Here is a 15,505-nt window from a genome sequence, read left to right as displayed (position 1 = left end):
ATGCTGGGTTTCGTCGCGCGAAGGCTCCTGTATCTCGTGCCGGTGCTGATCGCGGTATCGCTGCTGACGTTTCTGATCGCGTCGCTGCTGCCAGGCGATCTCGCCTACACGATCCTCGGCGATCAGGCGACGCCGGAGAAGGTCGCAGCCCTTCGTCAGGAAATGGGATTGGACCAGCCGATCTGGGTCCGTTACTTCGGCTGGCTCGGTAACATCCTCCAAGGCGATCTGGGCCGATCGTTCCGCACCGGACAAACCGTATTGCAGGCGGTTACCGAGCGGCTTCCGATTTCGCTGGAACTCATGGTCCTGGCCCAGGTCATCGCGCTTGCGATCGGCGTTCCCCTGGCGATCATTTGCGCGGCGCGCAGCGGCGGTTCGTTCGATCGCTTCATGACCGGCACCGCTTTCGGCATGCTGTCGGTGCCGACTTTCCTGTCGGCGATCCTGCTGATCTATCTGTTTGCGGTGGAGCTGCGCTGGCTGCCGGCAACGGGCTACGTGCCGTTCGGCGAAGATCCGGCCAAAAACCTGCGGTTCATGGTGCTGCCCGCGTTGACGCTGGCGCTCGCCGAATGGCCCGGCATCATGCGCGTGCTTCGCTCCGACATGATCGCGACGCTACAGGAAGATTATATCGCGCTGGCCAAGGCCAAGGGCCTGAAGGCGTCGCGCATCCTGTTCGTGCACGCGCTGAAGCCTTCGTCGCTGACGCTGGTCACGATCACCGGAATCAATATCGGGCGATTGATCGGCGGCGCCGTCATCGTCGAGACGGTTTTTGCGCTGCCGGGAATTGGCCGGCTCCTGGTCGGCGCCATCACCACGCGCGACCTCATCATTCTGCAGGGCGTGGTGCTGCTGGTCGGGGCAGGGTTCGTGCTGATCAACTTCATCGTCGATATGCTCTACGCCATGCTCGATCCGAGGATCCGCCATGGCCACGCTTGAACTCGGCATCGACGCGTCAGTTGCGGAAGTCCCGGCGCGGCGTGGCCGCCGGCTCGGACCGCTGTTCTGGATGGCGATCGTCTGGATGATGTTCGTGTTTACGGTAGCGATCTTCGCCGACGTGCTGCCGCTGCCGAGCCCGACCGACATGGACATGCTGGAAAAGCGCGCGCCGTTCTCGGCAGAGCACTGGCTTGGCACCGACGGCCTCGGCCGCGACGAACTCGCCCGCGTGATCTACGGTGCGCGGATATCGCTGATTGTGGGACTGTTTGCGCCGATCATCGGGCTCACCTTCGGCGGCGCGCTCGGCATGCTGGCGGGGTATTTCCGCGGCCGGTTCGAGTCGGTGGTGGTCGGCAGCATGGATGTGCTGCTGGCGTTTCCGCCGCTGATCCTGGCGCTGGCCGTGACCGCCTATCTCGGGCAGTCGATCCTGCATTTGACCTTCATTCTCGGCCTGCTCGGCGTTCCCGCCTTCATGCGGGTGGCGCGGGCGGCAACGCTGACACTGGCGCGCCGCGAATTCGTGATCGCGGCACAGGCGCTTGGCGCGACGCATACGCGCATCCTGCTGCGCGAGCTGCTGCCCAACGTCATGCTGCCGTTGTTTGCGTTCTTCCTGCTCGCCGTCGCCATCACCATTGTGGCCGAAGGTTCATTGTCGTTCCTGGGCCTCGGCGTGCCACCGCCGATATCGAGCTGGGGCAGTATGATCGGGGAGGGCCGCGAAAGTCTCGAGATGGCGCCACGGCTGGCCTTCATTCCCGCAATCGCGATGTTCCTGACCGTTTTGTCCTTTAACCTGGTCGGCGACACTCTGCGGGCGCTCACCGACCCTCGTCAGGGCGCGCTGTGACAGAGAGTACGCTGCTTTCCGTCGAGGATGTCATCGTCGATTTGCCGACGCCGCGCGGCAATCTGCGCGCGGTGGACCATGTCGACCTCACCGTCGGCGCCGGTCGGACGCTCGGCGTGGTCGGCGAGTCCGGTTGCGGCAAGACCATGCTGTCCCGCGCGATCCTGCAATTGCTGCCGAAAAAAGCAAAACTCTCCGGCCGTGTGATGTTCGACGGACAGGACCTGCTGCAGTTGTCACCGGAGAAACTGCGCAAGCTGCGTGGGCGCTCGCTGGCGGTCGTGTTCCAGGACCCGATGACCTCGCTCAATCCGGTGCTGACCATCGGCACCCAGTTGATCGAGACGCTGCAGGAGCATCTCGAGCTCGATATCCGGGCGGCGATCAAACGCAGCGTCGAGTTGCTCGCCGCGGTCGGCATTCCCGCGCCGGAGCAGCGGCTGACGCAATATCCGCACCAGCTGTCGGGCGGCATGCGGCAGCGGGTAGCGATCGCGATCGCGCTGTCGTGCGAACCGAAGCTGCTGATCGCGGACGAGCCGACCACCGCGCTCGATGTCACGATCCAGGCGCAGATCCTCGATCTCCTGGCGCGCGAACAGCGCCGCCGCCACATGGCGATGATCCTGATCACCCACGACCTCGGCGTCGTCGCGGGTCGCACCGACGAAGTCGCTGTGATGTATGCCGGCCGCGTGGTGGAGCGTGCGCCGACGCCAGCCTTGTTCAAAAAAATGCGGATGCCCTACACCGAGGCGCTACTTGCCGCACTTCCAAAGATCGACGCTGCGCCCCACACGCCGCTGCCGGCGATCCTGGGCCGTCCACCCGATCCGACCCGGCCGCTGAAAGGCTGTTCGTTCTCGCCGCGCTGCCGCTATGCGTGGGCCCAATGCCATGTCGAGAAGCCGCGGCTTGAGGAAGCGGACTCGCCCGGTCACCAATTTGCCTGCTTCCGTCCGATCGACGCCAGCGCGAGTGCCGGCGCATGATGCAGCAAGCCTTATCGGCCGTTTCAAACGACCCGCTGCTCGACGTCGATAACCTCGTCGTTGAGTATCCGGTCGGCAACAAGATCGTGCATGCCGTGTCCGGCGTGTCCCTGCAGATCGCCCGCGGTGAAACGCTCGGGCTGGTCGGCGAATCCGGTTGCGGCAAGTCGACGCTCGGCCGCGCGGTGCTGCAGCTGCGCCGGCCGGTTTCGGGCCGGGTGCTGTTCGACGGCCAGGACCTCACGGCGATGCAGGGCGATACGCTGCGCCTGATGCGCCAGCGCGTGCAGCTGATCTTCCAGGACCCGATCGCATCGCTGAACCCACGGCGGCGGATCGGCGATATCATCGCCGAGCCGCTGATCATTTCGGGCGTCAAGGATGCGGCCAAACGCCAACAGCTCGTCGACGAAGCGCTCAGCGCCGTTGGTCTTGATCCGGCGCTCGTGGTCGGACGGCTGCCGCATGAATTCTCCGGCGGGCAATGCCAGCGCATCTGCATTGCGCGCGCGCTGGTGCTCAATCCGGAATTCATCGTCTGCGACGAGCCGGTCTCCGCGCTCGACGTTTCGATCCGGGCGCAGATCCTCAATCTGCTGGAGGAGATGAAGGCGCGCTATGGCTTGACGCTGCTGTTCATCGCGCATGATCTGGCCGTGGTGAAGGCGGTGAGCGACCGCGTCGCGGTGATGTATCTCGGGCGGTTGTGCGAGGTCGGTCCTTCCGAGCAGCTGTTCGCAAAACCGGCGCACCCCTATACCGCGCTGTTGATCGAGGCGATCCCGGTGCCCGATCCGGACGTGCGCCCCGCCGAGACCGTGCCGATCGGCGAGCCGCCGTCGCCGATTTCGCCGCCGTCCGGCTGCCGTTTCCGGACCCGCTGTCCTCGCGCGGATCAACGATGCAGCGACGAGGTGCCGGAACTACGCGCCGTGGCATCGGGGCAGTTCGTGGCTTGCCATCATCCGCTGATCTGAATATCGACGGCTTTGGCACGTTTGTCTCGTTGGGGCAGACGTGGCAATGTCCGCCCCAGAAAATGCCTGCTCAAGAACAAGAATCCGGAGAGAAACGATGAAGAGTTTCCAGGTCGCCGAGTTCAATGCCCCCCTGAAAGAGGTCGATCATCCGACGCCGGAGCCCTCGGGATCGCAGGTGTTGATCAAGGTGAAGGCAGCCGGCGTCTGCCACAGCGATCTCCACATCTGGGAGGGCGGCTACGATCTCGGCCACGGGCGCAAGCCACTGTCGCTGAAAGACCGCGGCGTCTCGCTGCCGCGCACGATGGGCCACGAGACCGTCGGCGAGATCCTGGCGTTCGGTCCCGACGCCAAGGCCGCGACCGGTGGCCTCAAGGTCGGCGACGTCACGCTGGTCTATCCCTGGCTCGGTTGCGGTAAATGCGAGACCTGTGTCGGCGGCGACGAGAACATGTGCGTCGTCAAGCCGAACTCGCTCGGCGTCTATTGCGACGGCGGTTACGCCGATCACATGACGGTGCCGCACCCGAAATATCTGTTGAACCTGAACGGGCTCGATCCCGTCACCGCCGCGCCCTATGCCTGCTCCGGTGTCACCACCTACAGCGCGCTGAAAAAGGTCGAGAACGTCCTGCATACGCCGATCGTGATCTTCGGCGCCGGCGGCCTCGGCCTGATGGCGCTGTCGCTGCTGAAGGCGATGGGCGGCAAGGGCGCGATCATGGTCGATATCGACGCGCGCAAACGCGAAGCCGCCGAAGCGGCAGGCGCGCTTGCGACCGTCGACGGCAAGGCCGCTGATGCTCTGGAGCAGCTGCAGAAAAAAGCGGGCGGGCCGATCCGCGCGGTGATCGACCTCGTCGGCAACGCCCAGACCACGCAGCTCGGATTCGACTGCCTGACCAAGGGCGGCAAGCTCGTGATCGTCGGCCTGTTCGGCGGCGGGGCGACCTGGGCGCTGCCGCTGATTCCGATCAAGGCCATCACGATCCAGGGCAGCTATGTCGGCAATTTGCGCGAAACCCAGGAATTGCTCGATCTGGTCCGCACCAAGAAGATCGCGCCGATCCCGGTAACGACAATGCCGCTCGCGAAAGCCAACGAGGCGCTGACCGATTTGCAAAAAGGCAAGCTGGTCGGGCGCGCGGTGCTGACGCCGTAGGCTTCCGTCATTCCAGGGTGGTGCGTAAGCACCAGACCCGGAATCTCGAGATTCCGGGTTCGATGCTTTGCATCGCCCCGGAACGACTCCCTCAACCATTCGGGAATTCCCATGTCCGCCAATAACGCACTCCACATCGCCGTACTCGGCGGCGATGGCATCGGCCCTGAAGTGATGGCCCCGGCGCTCGAAGTCTTGCGAAAGATCGAGGCGACAACGGATCTGAAATTTCGCTTCACCGACGCGCCGGCTGGCGCCAATAATTATCTGGCGACGGGAAAATCGATGCCGGACAGTACGGTGCGGCTGTGCGAAGAAGCCGACGCCATCCTGCTCGGCGCCTGCGGTCTGCCGTCGGTACGCTACCCCGACAATACCGAGATCGCGCCGCAGATCGAACTGCGCATGCATTTCGATCTCTATGCCGGCGTGCGCCCAGCACGGCTGATTCCAGGCGTGCCGAGCCCGATCGTCGGCGCCGATCAGAAGGGCATCGATCTTGTTCTGATCAGGGAATCCACTGAAGGCCTGTTCGCGTCGATGGGCAAGGGCGTCGTGACCGACACCGAAGCGCGCGAGACGCTCGTCATCACCCGCAAGACCTCGGAGCGGCTGTTCGAGTTTTCGTTCCGTCTCGCCGAACGCCGCAAGGCGCGCGGGCGGGCGAATGGCGGGCTAACCTGTGTCGACAAGGCAAATGTGTTCAGGGCGTTCGCGTTCTTCCGCGCGATGTTCGACGAGGCCGCCAAGCGCCACCCCGATGTCAGGGCCGAACGGGTTTACGTCGATGCCTGTTCACTCATGATGGTCAAGCGCCCCTGGGATTTCGACGTCATGGTGACGGAGAACATGTTCGGCGATATTCTTTCCGACCTCGCCGCCGGCCTGATCGGTGGCCTCGGCATGGCGCCATCGGCGGATATCGGCGACCGCCATGCGGTGTTCCAGCCCTGCCATGGCACGGCGCCCGATATCATGGGGCAGGGCAAGGCCAATCCAACGGCCATGATCCTTTCGGCGGCGATGATGCTGGACTGGCTCGCCGACAAGCACGGTCTCGAAAACGTCGCCGAAGCCGGCGAGCGCATCGAGCGCGCGGTCGACAAGGCCTATGCGGACGGAATCAAGCCGATGGAATTCGGCGGCGGCAACGGCACCGCGGATATTACCAAGGCGGTATTGGCGGCGTTGTAGGGGATTTCGTCTTTGCGAGGAGCCAATTTGTGAGGAGCCAACGGGTCGCGCGAATGCGCGCCCGATGACAGGCTCCGCGACGAAGCAATCCATTCTTCCTTTTGCTGCGACATGGATTGCTTCGCTTCGCTCGCAATGACGGAACAGGGCGCTGCGCTCCCGTTACTTACCCTTGAACTTCGGCTTGCGCTTTTCCATGAACGCGGTGCGCCCCTCGCGAAAATCCTCAGAGTCCATGCAGGCGGTGCCGATCTGCTTGATCGATTCCATGTCACGATGGCTTTCGTCTTTCAGCACCTCGGCGATGGTGATCTTGGCGGCCTTGATCGCGAGCGGCGCGTTGCCGGAAATCGTGCGTGCGATCTCCATGGTCGCGTCCCACAAATCAGGCCCGGGCAAGACGCGATCGACGAGGCCGATCCGCAGCGCTTCGGTGGAGTCGATCCGCATGCCCGTATACATGATGAGCCGCGCCCAGGACGGCCCGACCAGCGAGACCAGATGCTTGAGGCCGTCATAGCCATAGGCGATGCCGAGTTTGGCGGCGGGAATGCCGAACTGGCTGTTGTCGGCCGCAAGACGGATGTCCGCCAGCATCGCGACCTGCATGCCGCCGCCGAGGCAGAAGCCCCGGATGCAGGCAATCGTCGGCTTGGGGTAGTCCGCCAGCAACGCACGCTGCGCGGCACTGCGCCTGGAATACTCTTCGGAGGCTTCGGCGTTGTGGCGGGTCTTTTCGAACTGGCTGATATCGGCGCCCGAGACAAACGCCTTGTCGCCGGCGCCGGCCATGATCACGACGCGGATGTCGGGATTGTCGCGCAATTCGATCAGCGCGCTGCCGAGCCCTTCCCACATCTCGAGCGACATGGCGTTGCGCTTCTCGGGATTGTTGAAGGTGATGACCCCGACGCCGTCGCTGACGCTCTGCAGGATCTTGCCGTCGGCGTAGGAATTTTCGGTGTTGCTGGGAACATCTAGCATCGCTCGGACTCCAGTCCGGGTTCAGGAAGCTTCCGGCTGTCGTGCCATGGTTCAGCGACCCCGGGCAAGGTCCGGAATCAAGACCAATCCTGCCATGCGTTTTCGCTGTGGCGTGCCATGGTGGCTCGCAACAGACAAGAAGAATGACTCCATCCGGCCTACACGACGAGCCTCTATACGCCATACGCCCTCGACGGTCCCGGGCTGCCGTACGCCGTATTTCCGGCGCGCCGACGGCAGTTCGATTTACGACGCCATGGGCGAGGGGTTTACGCTGTTGAGGTTCGATTCAGCCGCAGACGTCGCGGCGCTCGAAGCGGCGACGCGCTTAAGGGGTGTGCCGCTTGGGGTGCTCGATGTCGAGGGAGCGGACATTGCCACCGATGATGGCAACGGTCTGGTGCTGTCGGGTCTGGTGTTGTCGCGGCCGGACCAGCACGTGGCCAGGCGGGGCGTTCGGGTGCCGGACGATCCGCTTGGGTTGATCGATCGCGTGCGCGGCGCCGGAAGCTAGAGCCGTTCTGACAGGGTCACAACCGGGCTCTATTTGTTGCAGCGGGGTCTATTTGTCGAAGACGTCGATTTGTTGGAGGCGTGGTTGTTCGCGGCGTATTTTTTTGACGCATACTTTTTTTCACGCGTGTTCTTCGCGCGAACCGGCCCCCGGTCCGCGCGAAAACACCAGGCGACCGATCAGCCTTCGTTCGCTGCGATCGATTCCATCAAGGACACCAGCTGACGTTGTACGGTCTGGTCCTTGATCTTGCTGTAGGCTCGCAACAACCGCAGGCTGAAAGCGCTGTCGAGGAACAGCAGGCTCTCGACCTCACGCGCCTTGCCGTCGCCGTCGTAGAAGAAGGTGACGGGCACATCGAGCGCGGTAGCGATCTGCTGAAGACGAGCTGCGCCGACACGGTTGACGCCCTTCTCGTACTTCTGGACCTGCTGGAAGCTGACGCCGAGCTTGTCGCCAAGCTCTGCTTGCGAGATTTTCTGCTCAACACGCCGCAGGCGAATCCGCTTGCCCAATTCAATGTCGGGTTTGCCGGCACTGCGCTGCTTCATCTTCTTTGCTGCTGATGTTTTCATTCTGGTTTTACCGTCCTTCGATCGGGAAACCCTGAGCGATCAAGCCAGGGGTTCATCCGCATTTACCGCGTTAAGTTCGTCAGGATCGTGAGTTCGTCGTTAGAACCACGGGATATCGAGTGATTGCGGGATGGTAGCCAAACGCATTTGCGCATTGGAAACACCCTGATACCGGCGCCGTCGACTGCCTCCAGCCATTGGCGCCCGGGGCATAATTTAGCAAAACCCCGCACCCGTACATTTGGCAAACTATTCGACAAACTACAACCACCGCGAGTTCACTTGCCACAGATTTTGGGAGCATACTTACCGTGTAGCGCCTGTGTACCCGGTACTTCTACGGATATTTGTGGCGGGTTGTGGGCTGATGAAATACCGCTTTAGGTGTATGCGAAGACTTCCCGTGGCTTGTATCGCGCGCATGCCTCAACCGTGATATTTAGAAAAATACAGCACGGTCGATACGATTTTCAAATCGATAGCGCGCTGGACAATTGAGTAAAACTTCGGGATCATCAGGTCAGGCTCTCACACGATCCATTGCGTGACAGCGGCCGAATTATTTTGGTGCCTTTTCGTGGAGAGGCTCATGAAGCGACGATCCGGACCGCCTCCAATCTACCTTGCAAGCTCGGGAACTGACAAAATGCCGGCGGCCCATTCAGAAGAACGATTGCTGTCGCTCCTCGCAACGCTGGAGGAATGCCGGGCGTTTCTGATGGATAAGGCCAGCCCGGAGACCGCGAGATTGCTGTCACTGGCCATTCTCGAGCTTCGGATGGAACTGCATCGGGTGACGGATTCCGAACTCAAGGCATTGTGCGACCTGATGGTGACGGATGCTCAGGCTGCGCAGACCACCAAGGCCGCACCGGGCCCGCGGTTGCCGCCTTATTTGAAGCTCATCAAATAAGCGCTGCCTTCGGCCCGATAGGCCTGCGCAAAAACTCCTCGACCGGTCGACCTGCACGGCGCCTTTGCCGGTGCGACTCGTTGTCGCTCTTTGGTTGCGGGCAACCCCATCCCGGCTCCACCTGCGGTGACATCCACCGGTTCCGCCCTTCGAACACGCGCCGCGGCTCGTCGCGGTCGAAATCGCCGTCCGCTCAAGTCTCCTGCTCGAGCGCTGCGGTCACCGTGCAGACGACGCCGCGCGGCAGAAAGTCGACGGTGGCTTCGCCGCCGAGCTGGTCGCGCGCGCTGCGCTCGATCAGGCGCGAGCCGAAACCGCGCTGCACCGGCGCAGAAACGTGCGGCCCGCCGGATTCGGTCCAGATCATCCGAAGTTTGCGGCCATCGCTTTGCGCGATGATCTCCCAATCCAGCGCAACGGTTCCACTGTCGTTCGACAGCGCACCGTATTTTGCGGCATTGGTCGCTATCTCGTGCACGATCATCGACAGCACCACGGCGAGCCGCGGCGATAGCGGCACCATCGGTCCGAACATCCGCACCCGATCCGGATTGTTGAGCAGATAGGGCTTGAGAACCCGTGCGATGACGTCCTGCAACTCGGAGCCCTGCCATTTCTCCTGGCTCAACAGATTATGCGCTTCGGCGAGCGCACCCAGCCGGCCCTCGAATTTCTCGCGCTCTGCCCGGCTGGCGCTGCGGAAGGTCTGGGTGGTGATCGACTGCAGGATCGCGAGCGTATTCTTGACGCGGTGGTTGAGCTCGTCGATCAGGAGATCGTGCAGCATCTCGCCGCGGGCAATCGCCGTCGCCATCCGCACCGCAAAGGCAAGGCCGACCAGCAGCAGCACGCCCCCGATCACGCTGGTGATCGCGAGACTGCGCCACAGGGGCGCGACCAGCGAGCTTTCCGCAATCCCGCCGGCGACCGTCCAGCCTGTGAGCGAGGAGCGCGCAACGCCGGTGATCAGCGGCACGCCTTCGAGCGACACGGTCGCAAAGGTCCCCTCGGGTTTGCGGAACAGCTCCGCATAGAGCGACGGCGATGCCCGCTGGCCGATGGTGTTCTGCGGGTTCGGTACACGCGCGAAATTGGTGCCTTCGCCGTCGAAGATCGAAATCGTCCAGTCCTTGCCCGGAAGCTGCTTTTCGATCATCTCTTGGAAAATCTCGATCGGCGGGCTGAACGAGATGTCGTAGATCACCTCGCCGTCGCGAATGACCGGCACTTCGACCGTCACGATCAGCCCCTTCTTGACCACGCCGGTGAACAGGTTCGAGTAGTATGGACGCTTGGTCGCGAACACCTTCTCGACAAGGTCAAGGTTGTTGCGCAGCGGAAGGGTGGCGGTGTCAGGCGTGACCGAGGAGAACAGCTGGCGACCTTCGCGGTCCGCCACCAGCACCACGCCGTCCCTGCCGTATTGTTCGAGGAAACCGGTAGCGATGCGACGGAAACCGTCGAAGTCGCGGTCCCGCAGCGCGTTGGTCAGCGACAGCACCTGGAGCCCGCCGGTCATGCGCTGCATTTCGGCATCGAGCACGAGGCGGATGCCGCGTACGGTTTCGAGCACGCGCTGCGTGGCGTCCTTGCGGTCCTGGCCGTAATTATTGAAAACGATGCCGGCCGCGAAAATGATCAGCGGCAGCGTGGTTCCCGCCACCAGAAGGACGAGACGCATCGGCAGTGAAAGCTTTGGCAATGCTCGTCCCGGATCGGCCCCCAACCGCCGCGAGCATAGGAGAAGCAGCCGGCATCCGCCAAGGATTTTAGTCCGATTTCGCGTTCGTGACCGGCGGAGCGGTGGCCTGCGTGGTGCGCCGCATCATTCCGTACGCTGCAGCATTATGCTGTTCAATCCGCGCATTGGAATTAGCTTCCATCGCAGCGTTCTTTTGAATACGCTCCGAAAATTGCAAGCCGCAACGTCGGCAAAGCCCACGACCCGGTACAAGGGCGGGGCTCAGGGAGGGGACAACATGAATCGCAGAACAGTATTGGCTGGGCTCGGTGCGACAGCGGCCGCGGGCGTTCTTGGAATGCCATCCATCCTGAAGGCGCAGGCGCCTGTCACGCTGAACGGCGCCGTGCAGTTCAACGACGACCACGCGTTTACCAAGGCGCTGGTTCGGTTCGAAGAGCTGGTGAAGAAGTATTACGGCAAGCCCGTCAATTTCACGCTGCACAAGAACTCGTCCCTCGGTCTCGAGAAGCAGTATTTCGAGTACATGTCGCAGGGCAAAGCGGTCGATTACGGCATCGTCTCGCCGGCCCACATGTCGACCTTCGCCAAGGCGGCGCCGTTCATCGATGCGCCCTTTGTGTTCAAGGGCATCGACCACATGAACAAGGTCGTTGAAGCGAATATCCTGGCGCCGATCGCCGACGAAGTCGCCGCGAAGGCCGAGGTGGTGCTGGTCGGCTATTCCGGCGGCGGCATCCGCAACATCTTCGCCAACAAGCCGTGCAAGAATCTGGCCGACCTCAAGGGCCTCAAGGTGCGCGTGCAGGGTGCGCCGATCTGGTCGAAGACGTTCGCAGCCGTCGGCATGAGCCCGACGGTGATCGCCTATAACGAAGTCTACAACGCCATCCAGAATGGCGTGATCGCCGCGGGCGAGAACGAAGCCGCCGGCGTCGAGGCGATGAAGTTCTACGAAGTGGCGCCGCACCTCAATCTGACCGAGCACGCGGTCTCGATCCGGCCGATCTGCTTCTCGGTGAAGACGCTCAAGACCCTGCCCAAGGATCTGCAGGACGCCATCATGAAAGCGGGCAAGGAGGCCGGTGATTTCGGCCGCAAGCTCGAGTCCAGCGAGGAAGTCATCAAGCTCGACGCGCTGGAGAAGGCGGGCAAGCTCAAGCGCGTTCCGTTCCAGGAGCGCGACGCCATGAAGAAGCTCGCCGATCCTGTGATGGCCACCTACGCCAAGGAAATCGGCGCCGAGGGCATCTTCGAAAAAATCAACATCGCCTAGGGCATGATCCGGAAAAGTGGGTACCGGTTTTCCGAAAAGATCATGCCCAAATAAGACGGCTGCGCGTCGCAGACCGGAGTTTCGGGGCAAGCTTCACCGCTTGCCCCGTTCGATGAGTATTACCGCGCGGGGGCGCCAATGACCGAACTGCCGATCGATTTCAACCCGTCTCTGTGGCGGCGACTGACGCGCGCCTATGGCAAATTGCTGGAAATCCTGCTGGCGGCTTGCGTCGGCATCCTGGTCATTCCCGTCACGCTGCAGATCATCTCGCGCTATACGCCCTTCATCCCGTCCTACATCTGGACCGAGGAAATGGCGCGGTTCCTGTTCATATGGACCATCATGATCGGGGCCATGGTCGGCGTCAGGGAGGCGCAGCATTTCGAAGTCGATGTGTGGCCCGATTTGTCGCGGCGCTCCGAGGCCGCGGTGCGGATATTGGCGCGCCTCGGCATCCTGGCGTTGGCGCTGGTGTTCGTGTGGGCGGGCATCGAGTTCACGCGCTTTGCCTGGAACAGGACTTCGGAGCTGGCCGATCTGCCGCTCTGGCTAATTCACGTCGCATGGCCGGTGGCAGGCTTCACATGGATCGCGTTCGCGGGCGAACAGATCGTCGATGAAATGCGAATCCTGATGGGGGCTCAGCGATGAGCGGCAGTGTTCTCTCCTCCGGCGAGGCCGCGCTGGTATTGTTTGGCACCTTCATCGGGCTGCTGATCATCCGCGTACCGGTCGCCTTCGCGCTCGGGCTCGCCTGCCTGCCGATCCTGCTGATCGAGCCGCGGCTGTCGATGATGATGCTCGCGCAGGAAACCTTCAACGCCTACAATTCTTTCATCCTGCTGTCGGTGCCGTTCTTCCTGCTGACGGCGAACCTGATGAGCATCGGCGGCATTACCGACCGGCTGGTGGCGCTGTCGCGCGCGATGGTCGGGCACTGGCCGGGCTCGCTGGCGCAGATCAACGTGGTGCTGTCGGTGTTCTTCGCTGGCATCTCCGGCTCCTCGACCGCGGATGCGGCGAGCCAGTCGAAGATCTTCATCGATGCCCAGACCAAGGAGGGTTACGACCTCTCGTTCTCGATCGCCATCACCGCGGTGTCGGCGGTGCTCGCGGTCATCATCCCGCCGTCGATCCTGATGATCGTGTGGGGCGGGCTGATCTCGACATCGATCGCGGCGATGTACCTGGCCGGCATCGTGCCGGGATTGCTGATCGCGGGCGCGCAGATGGCAACCGTGCATATTTATGCAGTCCGGCGTGGTTATCCGACCTATCCAAAGTCCAGCTGGGTGGAGATGCGCTGCTCGCTCTGGCGTTCGATTCCAGCGCTGGTAACGCCGTTCATCATCGTCGGCGGTATTCTCCTCGGCTGGTTCACGGCGACCGAATCCGCCTGCGTCGCGGTGCTGTATTCGGTGGCGCTGTCGACCTTCTTTTACCGGGAAACCGGCGCCAAGGAGCTCTACAAGGCTTTGCTCGACACCGGACGGCTGGCCGGGGTCGCGCTGTTCTGCATTGGCACGGCGAGCGCATTCGGCTGGCTGCTGGCCTATTACAAGATTCCGGAGGGGTTGCTCGCCAACGTCTCGACCTGGGGTATGGGACCGATCGCGGCGGGCTTCTTCATCGCCTTCTGCTTCCTGGTCGTCGGCTGCTTCCTCGACGCCATTCCGGCGATCGTGATCGTCGGTACCGTGCTGGAGCCGCTGGCGCGATCGGTCGATCTGCACCCGGTGCAGTTCGCGATCATTTCGATCGTCTCGCTGGCGTTCGGGCTGGTGACACCGCCTTACGGCCTGTGCCTCATGATCGCGTGCTCGATTGCGGGGGTGCGGCTGCGCTATGCGCTCAAGGACACGGTCATCATGCTGATACCGATGCTGCTGGTGCTGGCGGCGCTGATCATCTGGCCCAGCGTATCGCTGTTCTTGCCGCGCCTGATCGTGCCGGAGATGCTGAAGTAATCGGAAATCCCCGCGGCGATCGTGCGCGCCGCGGGACGGAACGCTGTGCTTCAAAGATTGCTGTCGGTGATCGCCGAATACACCAGGGTGCGCAACTCGCGACGCAGCGGATAGGCGCTCGACGGCAGCACCTGCGTCATGAAGATCGTGATCAGTTCTTCCGCAGGATCGATGAAGAACGACGTCGTTGCCGCACCGCCCCAGTTGTATTCGCCGGGGCTGCCGGGAATCAGCGTCTGCGCCGGGTGCATGGTGACGGCAAAGCCGAGACCGAACCCGATTCCGTTATAGGCGGCTTCGCTGAACAGCGAACGCGACATGCCGGGTAGATCCAACCCGCCGGGCAGATGGTTCGACGTCATCAAGTGGAGCGTCTTAGGCCCGATGAGCCTGACGCCGCCAAGCTCGCCGCCATTGAGGAGCGCCCGGCAGAAGGTGAGATAGTCGGCCGCCGTCGAGCACAGGCCGCCTCCGCCGGAGACGAGGGAGGGGGGGGTAAGGAACGAACTCGTAGCCGGGTCATCCTGCAGCTTCAATGTGGCCTCGCCGGCCGTCATGCCGATCTGTACGCCGGCGGAATAGCACGCTGCGAACCGGTGCGCCTTGTCCGCCGGCACGAAGAAGTCGGTGTCGTTCATGCCGAGCGGATTGAAGATGCGTTCCTTCAGGAACTGCTCGAACGGCATGCCGCTGATTTTGCCGATCAGATAGCCGACCACGTCGGTGGCAACCGAATAGTTCCAGCCTTCGCCCGGCGAAAATTCCAGCGGGATCTTGGCGAGGTCCTCGATCATGCTTTGCAGCGTGCCGGCCTTGATGACCTCGCCGATCTTGTTTTCGCGATAGGCGGCGTCGACATTGGAGCGCTGCTGGAAGCCATAAGTAAGACCCGAGGTGTGGCGCAACAGGTCCACGATCAGCATCGGCCGCGACGGTGGCCGGGTCAGGAAGGCCGGGAAGGTGCCGGCCTGGAACACGCCGAGGTTCTTCCATTCCGGAATGTATTTATGGACGGGCTCGTCGAGCGCGACGCGGCCCTCTTCGAGCAGCATCATGAACGCCACGCTCGTGATCGGCTTGGTCATCGAATAGATGCGGAAGATGGTGTCGTCCTTGACCGGGACCTTGCGCTCGATATCGGCAAAGCCCTGCACGGTCGAGTGCACGACCTTGCCGCGGCGGTAGATCAGGACTTGCGTTCCCGGGAAGCGGCCGGCGTCGATGTAGCGCTGCTTCAGATGGTTCTCGAGACGGTCAAGCGCCGGCTTCGACATTCCGGCAGACTCGGGCGTGGCGGGGGTAGGGGCTAACATCAGGGCTGATCTCCGGCTGGCGAGGGAGCCTTGATAGCCGAAAAGTGTGCCCCGTTCCAACCGCCTACGCTTACCCCGTGCGGTACGGTGGTGTAGGCTTGACCCAGCCACCATGCACCC

General features: G+C 62.7%; 15 protein-coding genes. 11 read left to right on the top strand and 4 right to left on the bottom strand.

Features of this window, described 5'->3' with window-relative positions; genetic code table 11:
• From JQ597_RS15130 to JQ597_RS15105, 6 genes are all read left to right on the top strand, one after another.
• Positions 1 to 951: an ABC transporter permease gene (locus JQ597_RS15130; RefSeq protein WP_212265066.1), complete on the top strand. Its 951-nt coding sequence runs from the start codon at positions 1 to 3 to the stop codon at positions 949 to 951.
• A complete protein-coding gene (locus tag JQ597_RS15125; RefSeq protein WP_212265065.1) occupies positions 938 to 1,810 on the top strand; it encodes an ABC transporter permease in 873 nt (290 codons plus the stop codon). Before JQ597_RS15130 ends, JQ597_RS15125 begins: the two co-directional genes overlap by 14 nt.
• Positions 1,807 to 2,802, top strand: a complete 996-nt coding sequence (locus JQ597_RS15120) for an ABC transporter ATP-binding protein (RefSeq protein WP_212265064.1) — start codon at positions 1,807 to 1,809, stop codon at positions 2,800 to 2,802. The genes JQ597_RS15125 and JQ597_RS15120 overlap by 4 nt, the downstream gene beginning before the upstream one ends.
• Positions 2,799 to 3,779, top strand: coding sequence for an ABC transporter ATP-binding protein (locus tag JQ597_RS15115; protein WP_212265063.1), 981 nt, complete (start codon positions 2,799 to 2,801; stop codon positions 3,777 to 3,779). Before JQ597_RS15120 ends, JQ597_RS15115 begins: the two co-directional genes overlap by 4 nt.
• Positions 3,780 to 3,876: 97 nt before the next feature.
• Positions 3,877 to 4,944, top strand: coding sequence for an alcohol dehydrogenase (locus JQ597_RS15110; protein ID WP_212265062.1), 1,068 nt, complete (start codon positions 3,877 to 3,879; stop codon positions 4,942 to 4,944).
• A gap of 111 nt (positions 4,945 to 5,055) precedes the next feature.
• The gene (locus tag JQ597_RS15105; protein ID WP_212265061.1) at positions 5,056 to 6,138 is read left to right on the top strand and encodes an isocitrate/isopropylmalate dehydrogenase family protein; all 1,083 of its coding nucleotides are present in this window, start codon (positions 5,056 to 5,058) and stop codon (positions 6,136 to 6,138) included.
• A 162-nt stretch (positions 6,139 to 6,300) separates the two neighbouring features.
• Here JQ597_RS15105 and JQ597_RS15100 read toward each other — a convergent pair whose 3' ends face one another.
• Positions 6,301 to 7,122: an enoyl-CoA hydratase gene (locus JQ597_RS15100; protein ID WP_212265060.1), complete on the bottom strand. Its 822-nt coding sequence runs from the start codon at positions 7,120 to 7,122 to the stop codon at positions 6,301 to 6,303.
• A 94-nt stretch (positions 7,123 to 7,216) separates the two neighbouring features.
• Between JQ597_RS15100 and JQ597_RS15095 the strand changes: the two genes are divergently transcribed.
• The gene (locus tag JQ597_RS15095) at positions 7,217 to 7,636 is read left to right on the top strand and encodes an FAD-dependent monooxygenase (RefSeq protein ID WP_212265059.1); all 420 of its coding nucleotides are present in this window, start codon (positions 7,217 to 7,219) and stop codon (positions 7,634 to 7,636) included.
• 179 nt (positions 7,637 to 7,815) lie between these two features.
• Here JQ597_RS15095 and JQ597_RS15090 read toward each other — a convergent pair whose 3' ends face one another.
• Positions 7,816 to 8,211: a helix-turn-helix domain-containing protein gene (locus JQ597_RS15090; protein ID WP_212265058.1), complete on the bottom strand. Its 396-nt coding sequence runs from the start codon at positions 8,209 to 8,211 to the stop codon at positions 7,816 to 7,818.
• Positions 8,212 to 8,857: 646 nt separating this feature from the next.
• Between JQ597_RS15090 and JQ597_RS15085 the strand changes: the two genes are divergently transcribed.
• Positions 8,858 to 9,124, top strand: coding sequence for a hypothetical protein (locus JQ597_RS15085; RefSeq protein ID WP_212265057.1), 267 nt, complete (start codon positions 8,858 to 8,860; stop codon positions 9,122 to 9,124).
• Between the two features lie 193 nt (positions 9,125 to 9,317).
• Here JQ597_RS15085 and JQ597_RS15080 read toward each other — a convergent pair whose 3' ends face one another.
• Positions 9,318 to 10,826, bottom strand: a complete 1,509-nt coding sequence (locus tag JQ597_RS15080) for a sensor histidine kinase (RefSeq protein WP_212265056.1) — start codon at positions 10,824 to 10,826, stop codon at positions 9,318 to 9,320.
• 277 nt (positions 10,827 to 11,103) lie between these two features.
• Here JQ597_RS15080 and JQ597_RS15075 point away from each other — a divergent pair, with 277 nt between their 5' ends.
• The 3 genes from JQ597_RS15075 to JQ597_RS15065 all read left to right on the top strand — a co-directional run bounded on the left by JQ597_RS15075 (position 11,104) and on the right by JQ597_RS15065 (position 14,072).
• Complete coding sequence (locus JQ597_RS15075) at positions 11,104 to 12,102, top strand: TRAP transporter substrate-binding protein (RefSeq protein WP_212265055.1); 999 nt, start codon at positions 11,104 to 11,106, stop codon at positions 12,100 to 12,102.
• Positions 12,103 to 12,240: 138 nt separating this feature from the next.
• Positions 12,241 to 12,756, top strand: coding sequence for a TRAP transporter small permease (locus JQ597_RS15070; protein ID WP_212265054.1), 516 nt, complete (start codon positions 12,241 to 12,243; stop codon positions 12,754 to 12,756).
• Positions 12,753 to 14,072, top strand: coding sequence for a TRAP transporter large permease (locus JQ597_RS15065; protein ID WP_212265053.1), 1,320 nt, complete (start codon positions 12,753 to 12,755; stop codon positions 14,070 to 14,072). Before JQ597_RS15070 ends, JQ597_RS15065 begins: the two co-directional genes overlap by 4 nt.
• A gap of 50 nt (positions 14,073 to 14,122) precedes the next feature.
• On the opposite strand, the gene JQ597_RS15060 is transcribed toward JQ597_RS15065, so the two are convergent.
• Positions 14,123 to 15,385, bottom strand: coding sequence for a serine hydrolase domain-containing protein (locus JQ597_RS15060; protein WP_212265052.1), 1,263 nt, complete (start codon positions 15,383 to 15,385; stop codon positions 14,123 to 14,125).
• Positions 15,386 to 15,505 lie beyond the last annotated feature (120 nt).

The organism is Bradyrhizobium sp. AUGA SZCCT0177 (assembly GCF_018130125.1).
Taxonomy (GTDB): domain Bacteria; phylum Pseudomonadota; class Alphaproteobacteria; order Rhizobiales; family Xanthobacteraceae; genus Bradyrhizobium.
The sequence above is the reverse complement of the archived record's forward strand: the minus strand, read 5'-3'. Positions and strand labels throughout refer to the sequence as shown.

Bases quoted from the DNA above. Each gene is read 5' to 3' on its own strand.
- JQ597_RS15095 (WP_212265059.1), top strand. From the start codon at position 7,217: ATGCGTTTTCGCTGTGGCGTGCCATGGTGGCTCGCAACAGACAAGAAG.
- JQ597_RS15065 (WP_212265053.1), top strand. From the start codon at position 12,753: ATGAGCGGCAGTGTTCTCTCCTCCGGCGAGGCCGCGCTGGTATTGTTT.
- JQ597_RS15100 (WP_212265060.1), bottom strand. From the start codon at position 7,122: ATGCTAGATGTTCCCAGCAACACCGAAAATTCCTACGCCGACGGCAAG.
- JQ597_RS15110 (WP_212265062.1), top strand. From the start codon at position 3,877: ATGAAGAGTTTCCAGGTCGCCGAGTTCAATGCCCCCCTGAAAGAGGTC.
- JQ597_RS15105 (WP_212265061.1), top strand. From the start codon at position 5,056: ATGTCCGCCAATAACGCACTCCACATCGCCGTACTCGGCGGCGATGGC.
- JQ597_RS15085 (WP_212265057.1), top strand. From the start codon at position 8,858: ATGCCGGCGGCCCATTCAGAAGAACGATTGCTGTCGCTCCTCGCAACG.
- JQ597_RS15075 (WP_212265055.1), top strand. From the start codon at position 11,104: ATGAATCGCAGAACAGTATTGGCTGGGCTCGGTGCGACAGCGGCCGCG.
- JQ597_RS15060 (WP_212265052.1), bottom strand. From the start codon at position 15,385: ATGTTAGCCCCTACCCCCGCCACGCCCGAGTCTGCCGGAATGTCGAAG.
- JQ597_RS15070 (WP_212265054.1), top strand. From the start codon at position 12,241: ATGACCGAACTGCCGATCGATTTCAACCCGTCTCTGTGGCGGCGACTG.
- JQ597_RS15115 (WP_212265063.1), top strand. From the start codon at position 2,799: ATGATGCAGCAAGCCTTATCGGCCGTTTCAAACGACCCGCTGCTCGAC.
- JQ597_RS15125 (WP_212265065.1), top strand. From the start codon at position 938: ATGGCCACGCTTGAACTCGGCATCGACGCGTCAGTTGCGGAAGTCCCG.
- JQ597_RS15090 (WP_212265058.1), bottom strand. From the start codon at position 8,211: ATGAAAACATCAGCAGCAAAGAAGATGAAGCAGCGCAGTGCCGGCAAA.
- JQ597_RS15130 (WP_212265066.1), top strand. From the start codon at position 1: ATGCTGGGTTTCGTCGCGCGAAGGCTCCTGTATCTCGTGCCGGTGCTG.